General features: G+C 76.0%; 2 protein-coding genes. Both read right to left on the minus strand.

Going from position 1 to position 12,204, the window contains the following annotated elements; translation table 11 throughout:
- Positions 1–1,787 (minus strand): type I polyketide synthase (locus ACFVGO_RS38580; protein ID WP_380636835.1); only part of this gene is annotated, 1,787 nt, incomplete at its 3' end.
- Between the two features lie 16 nt (positions 1,788–1,803).
- Positions 1,804–12,204 (minus strand): SDR family NAD(P)-dependent oxidoreductase (locus ACFVGO_RS38585; RefSeq protein ID WP_380636837.1); only part of this gene is annotated, 10,401 nt, incomplete at its 5' end.

A 12,204-nucleotide genomic window follows, 5' to 3' on the forward strand; every position in this document is an offset into this window, starting at 1 on the left:
GCCATCCGCCCCGCGAACACAGCCGATTCGGCCAACAGCTCCGCGGCCATCCCCACCCACTGCGAACCCTGACCCGGGAACACCAGCACCGAACGGCCCGAGGACACACCGTCGCCCTGTACCAGCCCCGGCACCGAGCGGCCCTCCGCCAGCGCCTTCACGCCGTCGAGCAGCCGGTCCGGGTCGGTGCCCACCACCACGGCGCGCCGTTCGAAGGCGGTCCGCGTGAGGGCGAGGGCGCGGCCGGTGTCGGCGGCCCGCAGGGGTGCGGGGTCGGCGCCCAGGTGTGCCAGCAGCCGGGCCGCCTGGTCGCGCAGCGCCTCGTCGGTGCGCCCCGACAGCGCCCAGGGCAGCGGGTACGCGTCGCCGCCAGCCGCGGTGTCGGCCACCGGTTCGGCCTCCTCCGCCGGGGCCTGTTCCAGGATCAGGTGGGCGTTGGTGCCGCTGACGCCGAAGGCGGACACGCCCGCCCGGCGCGGGCGTCCCGTGTCGTCCCAGGCGCGGGCCTCGGAGAGGACTTCCACGGCTCCCGACGACCAGTCCACCATGGGCGTCGGCCGGTCCGCGTGCAGGGTCCTGGGCAGTTCGCCGTGCTCGATCGCCAGCACCATCTTGATGACGCCGCCCACTCCGGCCGCCGCCGAGGTGTGGCCGATGTTCGACTTCAACGAGCCCAGCCACAAAGGCCGTTCGGCGGGCCGCCCCTGGCCGTACGTGGCCAGCAGGGCCTGCGCCTCGATCGGGTCGCCGAGGGTGGTGCCGGTGCCGTGCGCCTCCACCGCGTCCACCTCGGACGCCGACAGGCCAGCGTCCGCGAGCGCCGCCCGGATCACCCGCTGCTGCGACGGACCGCTCGGCGCGGTCAGCCCGTTGCTCGCACCGTCCTGGTTCGTGGCCGAACCCCGGATCACCGCCAGCACCGGGTGCCCGTTGCGCCGCGCGTCCGACAAGCGCTCCAGCAGCAGGACACCGGCGCCCTCGGACCAGCCGGTTCCGTCCGCTTCGGCCCCGAACGCCTTGCAGCGGCCGTCGGCCGACAGCGCCCGCTGTCGGCTGAACGCCACGAACGCGTCGGGGGTCGCCATCACCGACACCCCGCCGGCCAGGGCCAGCGTGCAGTCGCCGGCCCGCAGGGCCCGGATCGCCAGGTGCAGGGCGACCAGAGAGGAGGAGCAAGCCGTGTCCACGGTCACCGCGGGCCCTTCCAGGCCCAGGGTGTAGGCGATCCGGCCGGAGACCACACTGCTCGCGGTCCCGGTGTCCAACAGGCCCTGGACCTCGGGGAGGTGGCGCGAACCCTCGCCGTAGCCGTTGCCGATCGCACCGAGGAAGACACCCGTGCCGGTGCGCCGCAGCGTGCGGGGGTCGATCGCGGCCCGCTCGACCGCCTCCCAGGCGGTCTCCAGTGCCAGCCGCTGCTGGGGGTCCATGGCCAGGGCCTCGCGCGGCGAGATGCCGAAGAACTCCGCGTCGAACTCGGCGGCGTCGTGCAGGAAGCCGCCGTGCCGGGTGTAGGAGGTACCGGGCCGCTCGGGGTCCGGGTCGTAGAGGCCCTCCAGGTCCCAGCCGCGGTTGACCGGCCAGGCGGAGATCGCGTCGGCGCCCCGGGAGACCAGGTCCCACAGCAGTTCGGGCGTGTCGGTGCCGCCGGGATAGCGGCAGGCCATGGAGACGATGGCGATCGGTTCGTGGCGGGCCTGCTCGGCCTCGCGCAGCTGCCTCCGGGCGTCACCGAGGTCGGCGGTGACGCGCCTGAGGTAGTCGAGCAGCTTCTTGTCGTCGGACATCAGTGCCAGCTCTCTCTCAGGCGTTGCCGAAGTCGTTGTCGATCAGGGCGAACAGCTCGTCCGCTGTCGCCGTTTCCATCGCCGTGACGGTGTCGTCCACCGGTCCGGGCGGTGGTGCCTCGCCGCCCGGTGCGCCGGCGCGCCGGCCCCAGCCGCGCAGCAGTTCGTTCAGTCGTTCGCCGACCCCGTCGGTGTCGGCCGCTCCGGGAGGGACGGCCGCGAGGAGCGCGGCCAGCCGGTCCAGCTCGGCCAGCAGCGGCGAGGGCGGTTCGGGCGCGGCGGACAGCTCCGCGTCCAGGTGGGCGGCGAGCGCTTCTGGCGTCGGGTGGTCGAAGACGACCGTCGGCGGGACGGACAGCCCGGTGGCCTCGCACAGCGCGTTCCTGAACCGCATCGCGAGCATCGAGTCGAAGCCGATCTCGGAGAAGGAGCGTTCCGGGCGCACCGGACCGGCTCCGGAATGGCCGAGGACCGCGGCCGCGTGCCGGATGACCAGGTCGAGCACCACTTGACGGCGTGCCGGCCGGTCCAGTGGGGCCAGCCGGGCGGCCAGTCGTGCGGCGGGGGTACCGTCCTCGTCGCCTGCGGCCTCCGAAGTCTCCTCGGCCGGCACCCCGGTGGTGACCGCGGCGGCCGTCCGGCCCGGTGTGGCCAGCCAGTACCGGTCGCGCTGGAAGGGGTACGTCGGCAGCAGGACGGGTGCCGGGCCGCCCGGCCCGGGGGCACCCGTCCAGGGCGACCAGTCCACCGGACCGCCGCCGGCCGCCCACGCCTCGGTCAGCGAGGCCAGCAGCCGGTCCCGGCCACCGTCGCCGCGCCGCAGCGTGCCGACCGCCGACACCTCCCGCCCGGCCTCCGCGGCCACCGCCTCGATCCCGGCGAGCAGCACCGGATGCGGGCTGACCTCGACGACCAGGGTGTGACCCGAGTCCAGCAGGGCGCGGGTCGCTCCGACGAAGTCGACCTGCTCGCGCAGGTTGCGGTACCAGTAGGCGGCGTCGAGCGATTCTCCGGCGACGGGTTCGCCGGTCACCGTCGAGTAGAGCGGGACGGCCGAGGCGCGGGGGCGTATCCCGGTGAGGGCTTCGCGCAGTTCGTCCTCGATCTCGGCGACCTGGGCCGAGTGGGCCGCGTAGTCCACCGGGATCGCCCTGGCCCGTACGCCTTCCCGGTCGCAGGCCGCGAGCAGGGCGGCCAGCTCCTCGGGCTCCCCGGCGACGACCACGGCGTCGGGGCCGTTCACCGCGGCCACGCAGAGGCGTCCGCCGGCGGGCATCAGGCTCGTGGTCCGCTCGGCGGAGGCGGCGACCGACACCATGCCGCCGCGTCCCGCCAGCCTCAGCAGCGCCCGGCTGCGCCGCGCCACCACGAGGGCCGCGTCGTCGAGCGACAGCGCTCCGGCGACGTGGGCGGCGGCGATCTCGCCCTGGCTGTGTCCGACGACCGCGTCCGGGGTGACCCCGGTGTCGCGCCAGTGCGCGGCCAGCGCGACCATCACGGCGAAGAGCACCGGCTGGACGACGTCCACGCGGTCGAGCGTCGGTGCGCCGGGCGCGCCGCGCAGCACCTCGGTCAGGGACCAGTCGGTGTGCGGGGCGAGCGCCCGTTCGCAGTCGGCGATGGCGGCGGCGAACGCCCCGGCGGTGTCGAGCGCCGCCACGGCCATGCCGACCCACTGCGAGCCCTGGCCGGGGAAGACGAAGGCCGTACGGCCGCCGCGCGCCCGGTCCTGCACGGCGTCGGGCGCGGGTTCTCCCGCCGCGAGGGCGTCCAGCCAGCCGAGGAGCGCGTCGCGGTCGCGGCCGGTGGCGGCCGCCCGGAAGGGCAGGGCGGGGCGGGTGGTGGCGAGCGCGCGGGCCGGTGCGGCGACGCCCCCGTGGGGGTCGGCCCGCAGGTGCTCGCCCAGCCGGCGCGCCTGTCGGCGCAGGGCCGCGGGCGTCATGGCGGAGAGCAGCCACGGAACCGTGGTCCCGGTGTCCTCGGAGGGTTCGCCGTCCGTGCCGTCGGGCAGCGGACCGTCGTCGGCGGCGGGTGCTTCCTCCAGAACGGCGTGGGCGTTGGTGCCGCTCATGCCGAACGCGGAGACGCCTGCCCGGCGCGGCCGGTCCCCGTCCGGGGCGTCCCAGGGGCGGGCGTCCGCGAGCAGCCGGACCGCGCCGACCGACCAGTCCACCCGGCTGGACGCCTCCTGTGCGTGCAGGGTGCCGGGGAGCACGCCGTTGCGCAGTGCGAGCACCGTCTTGATGACCCCGGCGACGCCGGCGGCGGCCTGGGTGTGCCCGATGTTGGACTTCAGCGACCCCAGCCACAGCGGGCGGTCGGCGGGCCGGTCCTGGCCGTAGGTGGCCAGGAGGGCCTGCGCCTCGATGGGGTCGCCGAGCACGGTACCGGTTCCGTGCGCCTCGACCAGGTCGATTTCGGCGCCGGACAGTCCGGCCGTGGCCAACGCGGCCCTGATCACCCGCTGCTGTGCGGGGCCGCTCGGGGCGGTGAGGCCGTTGCTGGCACCGTCCTGATTCACCGCGGTGCCCCGTACGAGGGCGAGGACCGGATGCCCGAGGCGGCGCGCGTCGGAGAGGCGTTCCACGAGCAGGACGCCCACCCCTTCGCCCCAGCCCGTACCGTTCGCCCCTTCGGCGAAGGAGCGGCAGCGGCCGTCGGGCGACAGCCCCTGCTGACGGCTGAACTCGACGAAGACGTCCGGGCTCGCCATCACCGCGGCGCCGCCGACCAGGGCGAACGAGCAGTCACCGGCGCGCAGTGCCTGGCCGGCCAGGTGCAGTGCCACCAGCGAGGACGAGCAGGCCGTTTCCACGGTCACGGCGGGGCCGCCGAGTCCGAGGGTGTAGGCGACGCGGCCGGAGGCGACGCTGGTGACCGTGCCGCTGAGGAGGTGCCCCTCGACCTCGTCGGACGGGTTCTGCGGGCCGGTGCCGTAGCCCTGGGCGGCCACGCCGACGTAGACGCCGCCCTCGCTGCCGCGCACCGACGCGGGATCGAGTCCGGCCCGCTCCAGTGCCTCCCAGCTGGTTTCGAGCAGCAGTCGCTGCTGGGGGTCCATGGCCAGGGCCTCGCGCGGGGATATGCCGAAGAACTCCGCGTCGAACTCGGCCGCCCCGTCCAGGAATCCGCCGCCGGTGGTGTAGAAGGTGCCCGGGTGCAGGGGGTCCGGGTCGTAGAGGGTGTCCAGCGGCCAGCCGCGGTCGGCGGGCAGCGCGGTGACCGCGTCCACTCCGTCGGCCACCAGCTGCCACAGGTCCTCGGGCGAGCGGACGCCGCCCGGGAACCGGCAGGCCATCGAGACGATCGCCAGGGGTTCGTCGGCCGCCGCGGGCCCGGCCGTGCCGGTCGGACCGTCGGTGTCCGGTTCGGTGCCGCTCAGCCCGGCGAAGAGATGCGCGGCGAGGGCGGCTGCCGTCGGGTGGTCGAAGACGGAGGTGAACGCGAGCGGCAGAGCGGTGGCCGCGACCAGCCGGTTGCGGAGTTCGACGGCGGTGAGCGAGTCGAAGCCCAGCTCGCGGAACGGGCGGTCGGCCGTGAGGCCGGCAACCGACTCGTGGCCCAGCACGGCGGCCGCTTCGCTCCGGACCAGCTCCGTCAGCAGTTTGCGGCCCTCGGGCTCGGACAGCCGGTGCAGCCGGTGCGGCCACGCCGGGTCGCCGCCCGTCCCGGGTCCGGACCCGGCGGAGGTGTCCGCGTCCGCGGGGCCGCCGTCCGCCGCCCGGGGCTCCGGGGCGGCCGGCAGGCCGCGCAGCAGCGCACTGTCCCTGACCGAGCCGAAGATGGGCGCGAAGCGGCTCCAGTCCAGCTCGGCGACGACCGGTTCGCCCTCGTCCAGGGTCAGCGCCAGGCCGAGCGCGGAGAGCGCCGCCGCGGGGGCCATCGGCACCAGCCCGTGGCGGCGCAGGCCGTCGCCCACGGCGCCGTCGGCCATGCCCGCGCCGGCCCAGGGGCCCCAGGCCACCGAGGTCGCCGTCAGGCCCCGGCCGCGCCTCTCCGCGGCGAGGCCGTCCAGGTAGGCGTTGGCCGCCGCGTAGGCGCCCTGGCCGCCGCTGCCCCAGGTGCCCGAGATCGACGAGAACAGCACGAAGGCGTCCAGCGGGCGGCCTTCGAACAGGGCGTCGAGGTGGGCCGCGCCACGCGTCTTGGCCGCCGTCCGCCGGGCCAGTTCCTCCGGCGTGCAGTCCATCAGCGCGGTGTCCGAGGTGAGTCCGGCGGTGTGCACCACGGCCCGTACGGTGTCGCCCTCGTCGCGCAGCCGCCCCAGGACCCGTTCCAGCGCGGTGCGGTCGGCGACGTCGCAGGCCAGCAGGGTGCTCCGGGCGCCGAGCGCCGCCAGGGCGTCGACCAGCGCGTCGGCTCCGGGGGCCTCGGGTCCCCGCCGGCCGAGGAGGACGAGGTGTTCCGCGCCGCGCTCCGCGAGCCAGCGCGCCACCTGGGCGCCGAGGCCTCCGGTGCCGCCGGTGACGAGGACCGTGCCGCGCGGCGTCCACGGTGCGGGCGCGGGTGTCGCGGGCTCCGGCGCGGGGACGAGCCGGCGGCCCAGCGGTACCGGCGCGCGTACGGCCACCTGGTCCTCGCCGTCCCGTCCGGCCAGCACCGCGCACAGCCCGTCCAGCGCGGGCCCGTCCAGCAGGTCCGGCAGGTCGACCAGGCCGCCCCAGCGCAGCGGGTGCTCCAGTGCCGCCACCCGGCCAAGGCCCCACACCTGGGCCTGCTCGGGGCGGACCTCCTCCGTGCCGTGGGCCGCCACCGCGCCGCGGGTGGCGCACCACAGGGGTGCGTCGATGCCGCTGTCGCCCAGTGCCTGGAGCAGCAGCAGGGTCCCGCTCAGGCAGGCGTCGAGCATCGGCAGGCCCGGGTGGGGTCCCTCAGCCAGCGCCAGCAGCGACAGGACGCCCTCCAGGGCGCCGAACTCCGGGAGCAGCGAGGCCAGTTCGGCGCGTTCGACGGCGGCCCCGACCCGGATCACGACCACGTCGGCGCCGTGTCCGGCGAGCGCCTGTTCGCAGGCGAGTGCGGTGCCCTCGGCACCGGGTCCGTCCGGGGTGACGAGCAGCCAGCGGCCGGAGAGGCGGGACTCCGCGGGCGCGGTGAGCGGCTCCCAGGCGATGCGGTAGCGGCGGGGGCCGGCGGGGACCTCGGTCTCCCGGGAGCGCCGGGCGGCGGGGGCCGGGTCCGGCGCGGCCACCGGCCAGAAGCGCCTGCGCTGGAAGGCGTAGGTGGGCAGGTCGACCCGCCGCACGTCGGTGCCGCTCCAGCCCGCCGACCAGTCCACCGCCACACCGCGCAGGTGCAGCGAGGCGAGTGCGGTGCGGACCGTGTCCGGCTCGCCGCGGCCGTCGCGCAGCAGCGGCACCGTCCCGGGGCCGCCGGGGCCGCCGGGGGTGGGGGCGGCGTCGGGGAGGCAGGCGTGGAGCATGCCGGACAGCACGCCGCCCGGTCCGAGTTCGAGGTACGTCGTCGCGCCCTCGGCCCGCAGCCGGCGGGCCCCTTCCAGGAAGCGCACGGTGCCCCGGGCGTGGCGCACCCAGTGGTCGGGGGAACGGAGTTCCGCGGCCGTGGCCGTGCGCCCGGTCAGGTTGGAGACGATCTCGATGCCGGGCGCGTGGTAGGTCAGCGACTCGGCCACGTCCCGGAACGCGTCGAGCATCCCGTCCATCCGGTCGGAGTGGAACGCGTGGCTCACGCTCAGCCGGCGGGTGCGCCGTCCGCGGGAGCGGAACGCCCCGGCCAGGCGCAGCACCGCGTCCGCGTCACCGGACAGGACCACGGAGGTGGGCCCGTTGACGGCGGCGATGTCCACCGCGTCCCGGCCCGGGTCGCGGTCCGCCTCCGTCAACGGCTCCGTCTCCGTCTCCGTCTCCGGGAGGGGGTGCCCGGTGCGGTCGTCCAGCAGGGCCTGGCGCACTTCCTCCTCGGTGGCCTCCACCGCCACCATCGCCCCGCCCTCGGGCAGTTCGTCCATCAGCCGGCCCCGGGCCGTTACCAGCGCGCAGGCATCGGGCAGGTCCAGCACGCCCGCCGCGTGGGCGGCGGCGAGTTCGCCGATGGAGTGCCCCATCAGCAGGTCGGGCCGCACACCCCAGTGCCGTACGAGCCGGAACAGCGCCGTCTCCAGGGCGAACAACGCGGGCTGGGTGTACCGGGTGCGGTCGAGCAGCGCCGCACCGGGGGTTCCGGGCTCGGCGAACAGGATGTCGCGCAGGGGCAGGTCGAGGTGCGGGTCCAGGCCGGTCAGCACCTCGTCGAGGGCGTCGGCGAACACCGGGTCGTCGCGGTAGAGCTCCGCACCGGCTCCGGCCCGCTGGCTGCCCTGTCCCGGGAAGAGGAAGGCGGTCCGGCCGGAGCGTACGGCGCCGCCGGTGAGCAGGTGGCCCGCTGCCGTACCGCGCGCGAGTGCGGTGAGCGAGCGCCGGACGGATGCCCGGTCCCGTCCCAGGACGGCGGCCCGGTGTTCGAGCGGGGCCCGTCCCGTGGCGAGCGAGTAGGCGACGTCCGCCAGTTCGGCGTCCGGGTCGGCATCGAGCCGGCTCACCAGCCGGCCGGCCTGTGCCCGCAGGGCCTCCGGTGTGCCGGCCGAGAGCAGCAGCGGCACGGGCGGGGCGGCCCGGCGCGCGGTGGCCGTCGTGGCGGTGTCCGGGGCGGCGGTGTCCGGGGCGGGCGCGGCCGAGGTGTAGGTCCGCTCCGGGGCGGGCGCGACGGCCGGTGCCTGCTCGATGATCGCGTGCACGTTGGTGCCGCTGATGCCGAACGACGACACGCCTGCCCGGCGCGGGTTCCCGGTCTCCGGCCACGGGGTGTGCGCGGTGAGCAGGCGGATGGCACCGTCGGACCAGTCGACGTGCGGGTTCGGCGTCCCGGCGTGCAGGGTTCCCGGCAGTTCGCCGTGGCGGATGGCCAGCACCATCTTCATCACCCCGGCCACCCCGGCCGCCGCCTGGGTGTGCCCGATGTTCGACTTCACGGAGCCGAGCCACAGCGGCCGGTCCGCCGGGCGCGCCGGCCCGTGGACGGCCTGGAGCGCCTGCGCTTCGATGGGGTCGCCGAGCCTGGTGCCGGTGCCGTGGGCCTCGATCGCGTCGATCTGGTCGGCGCGCAGCGCGGCGTCGGCCAGCGCGGCGCGGATGACCTGCTGCTGGGACGGGCCGTTCGGGGCGGTGAGCCCGTTGCTGGCGCCGTCCTGGTTCACGGCGGTGCCGCTGATCAGCGCGAGTACGGGGTGGCCGTGGCGCAGGGCGTCGCTGTGGCGCTCCAGCAGCAGCACTCCGGCGCCCTCGCCCCAGCCCGTGCCGTCCGCGTCCGCCGAGAACGCCTTGCACCGTCCGTCGGCGGCGAGCCCGCGCTGACGGCTGAACTCCACGAAGAGCCGCGGGGTGCTCATCACCGTCACCCCGCCCGCGAGGGCCTGCTCGCAGTCGCCGCGCCGCAGTGCCTGCACGGCCAGGTGGAGCGCCACCAGCGACGAGGAGCACGCGGTGTCGACGGTGAGCGAGGGCCCCTGGAGGCCGAGGACGTACGACAGCCGCCCGGACAGCACGCTGGCCGTGTTCCCGGTCAGCAGATGGCCCTCGGACACGCCCTCGGCGCCCTGCAGCAGCGCGGAGTAGTCCTGGCCGTTGGTACCGATGTAGACGCCGACCTGCCGGTCCTTCAGCGCGGTCGGGTCCTGCCCGGAGCCCTCGACCGCCTCCCAGGCGGTCTCCAGGAGCAGCCGCTGCTGCGGGTCCATGGCCAGGGCCTCGCGCGGCGAGATGCCGAAGAACTCCGCGTCGAACTCGGGGGCGTCGTGCAGGAAGCCGCCCTGCATGCTGTACGTGGTGCCGGCGTGGTCGGGGTCGGGGTCGTACAGCCCCTCGGTGTCCCAGCCCCGGTTCGACGGCCAGTCGCCGACGGCGTCGGTGCCCTTCGAGAGCAGGTGCCAGAAGTCCTCGGGCCCTGCGACCCCGCCGGGGAAGCGGCAGCCCATGCCGACGATCGCGATCGGCTCGTTGCCGCCGGGTGCCGCCGCCCGGCTCGCCTCGGAGCCGACGGAGCCGACATACTCGGCGGCGCCGATCGCCGCGTCCGGCAGGTCCAGGTCCAGGTCCGCGAGCAGCCGGTCGGCCAGTACCGACGGCGTGGGATGGTCGAACAGGACGGTGGCGGGCAGGGCCAGTCCGGTGACGGCGACGAGCCGGTTGCGCAGCTCCACCGCCGTCAGCGAGTCGAAGCCGAGCGCGGAGAACGCCTTTCCGGGCTGGACCGTGTCGACGTCCGGGTGGCGCAGGACCGTCGCCGCGTGGGTGCGTACCAGTTCGGTGAGGGTCCTGACCCGGTCCTCGTGGCGCGGCAGTACGGCGATCTGCTGCCGCAGGGCGTCGGCGGAGCCGCCGCCCTCCCGGGCCGCCGACGGTCCGGTGGCATCCGGGACGGGCCTCGCGGCAGCCGGGTCCGGCATCCCGTCGAGCAGGGCGGCGGACCGCAGGCCCATGCCCGTGGTGAAGCGCCTCCAGTCGACATCGGCGACCACGACCAGCTCGTCGTCCTCCGCGAGTGCCCGGCCGATCGCGGTGACGGCCGTTTCGGGCTCCATCACCGGCATGCCGAAGTCCCGCAGCCGCGCGGCGACACCGTCCGCCAGCATGCCCGGCCCGGCCCAGGCGCCCCAGGCCACGGACGTGCCGGGCAGCCCGGCGGCCCGGCGGGCGGCGACGAGTGCGTCGACGGCCGCGTTGGCGGCCGCGTAGTTGCCCTGCCCGGCGTTGCCCACGACGCCCATCACCGACGAGAACACCACGAAGGCCGACAGGTCGAGACCCGCGGTGGCCTCGTGCAGGTTCCGGGCGGCGGTCAGCTTGGCGCGCAGCACCACGGCGAGCCGCACGGGGTCCAGCGCGTCGAGCACACCGTCGTCGAGGACGCCCGCCGCGTGGATGACGGCGGACAGCGGGCATCGCGCCGGGATGTCGGCGAGCAGCGCCGCCAGTGCGGCCGGGTCGGCGACGTCGCAGGCCGCGAAGGCCACTTCGGCGCCCAGCGCCGTCAGTTCCTCCCGCAGCGCGTCCGTTCCGGGTGCGTCGGCACCGCGGCGGCTGACCAGCAGCAACCGCTCCGCGCCCTGGCCCGCGAGCCAGCGCGCCGTGTGCGAGCCGACGCCACCGGTGCCACCGGTGACGAGGACCGTGCCCTGCCATCGCGGTCGCGTCCGCACGGCCGCGCCGTCCTTACGGGCCTTCGGCGGCACGGACGACGCGGGCCGGAGACGGCGGCCGTGGACCCCGGTGGAGCGCACCGCCACCTGTTCCTCGTCGGCCGCGGCTCCCGCGAGCACCGCGCACAAGCGGCGGGCGGCCCGTACGTCCAGCACCTCGGGCAGGTCGATCAGACCGCCGCGGCGATGCGGGTGCTCCAGTGCCAGCGTCCGGCCCAGGGCGGCGGACGCGGCCTGACCGACGTGTCCGGGCCGCTCAGCGCCGCCCAGGACCGCCGTTCCCTTCGTCAGCGTCCAGAGCCGGGCGTGGATGCCCGTGTCCTCCAGCGCCTGGGCCAGCGCGAGGGTCAGCGCCGGACCACCGGGCAGGTCGGGGTGTTCGGGATGGGGGCGCTCCTCCCAGGACAGCAGGGACAGCACACCGGCGATCGGCTGCTCCGCGGCGGTCTTCGTCAGCAGGGCGGCCAGTTGTTCACGGGTCGCGCCCGGATCGTCGACGACGCACGGGAGGAGGTCGGCTCCGGCCTCGCCGAGGGTGTCCAGGACGGCCGCCGCGTCGTCGCCCTGGGGACGCAGGGCGAGCCAGCGACCGGGGAGGCCGTCCGCCGGCGCGACCGACAGGGGTGCCCAGGCAACGTGGTAGCGCCAGGATTCCGCCCTCCGTTCACGGCTCCTGACGGAGCGCCAGGTCGCCAGCGCGGGCAGGACTTCGTCCAGGGCTTCCCGGCCGACCCCGAGGGCTTCGGCGAGCTGGGCGGGGTCCTGCAGTTCCGGGTCGTCCCAGCGGTCCTCGGCGGGGGCGGCCGGGACGGCGGCGGGGGCCGTCAGCCAGTAGCGGCTGCGCTGGAAGGCGTACGTCGGCAGGTCCACCCGCCGCGCGCCCGGGAACGCACCCGAGAAGTCCACCCCCAACCCGCACTCCCACGCACGGCCCACCGCACGCAGCACCTGAGCCGGGCCACCCTCCCCGCGACGCAACGTCCCCAGCACCGCGGCCTCCACACCCGCGGCCTCCACCGACTCCCCCACCGCCACACCCAGCACCGCATGCGGACTGGACTCGACGAAGAACCGGAAACCCTCCCCCAGCAACGCCCCCGTGGCCTGCCCGAACTCCACCGTCTCGCGCAGGTTGCGGTACCAGTACTCGGCGTCCAGGGACTTCGTGTCCAGCCAGCCGCCCGTCACCGTCGAAAGGAACGGCACCGTGCCGGACAGGGGTGC

Source organism: Kitasatospora sp. NPDC057738, assembly GCF_042798815.1.
In the GTDB taxonomy this organism is placed as follows: domain Bacteria; phylum Actinomycetota; class Actinomycetes; order Streptomycetales; family Streptomycetaceae; genus Kitasatospora; species Kitasatospora lactacystinica.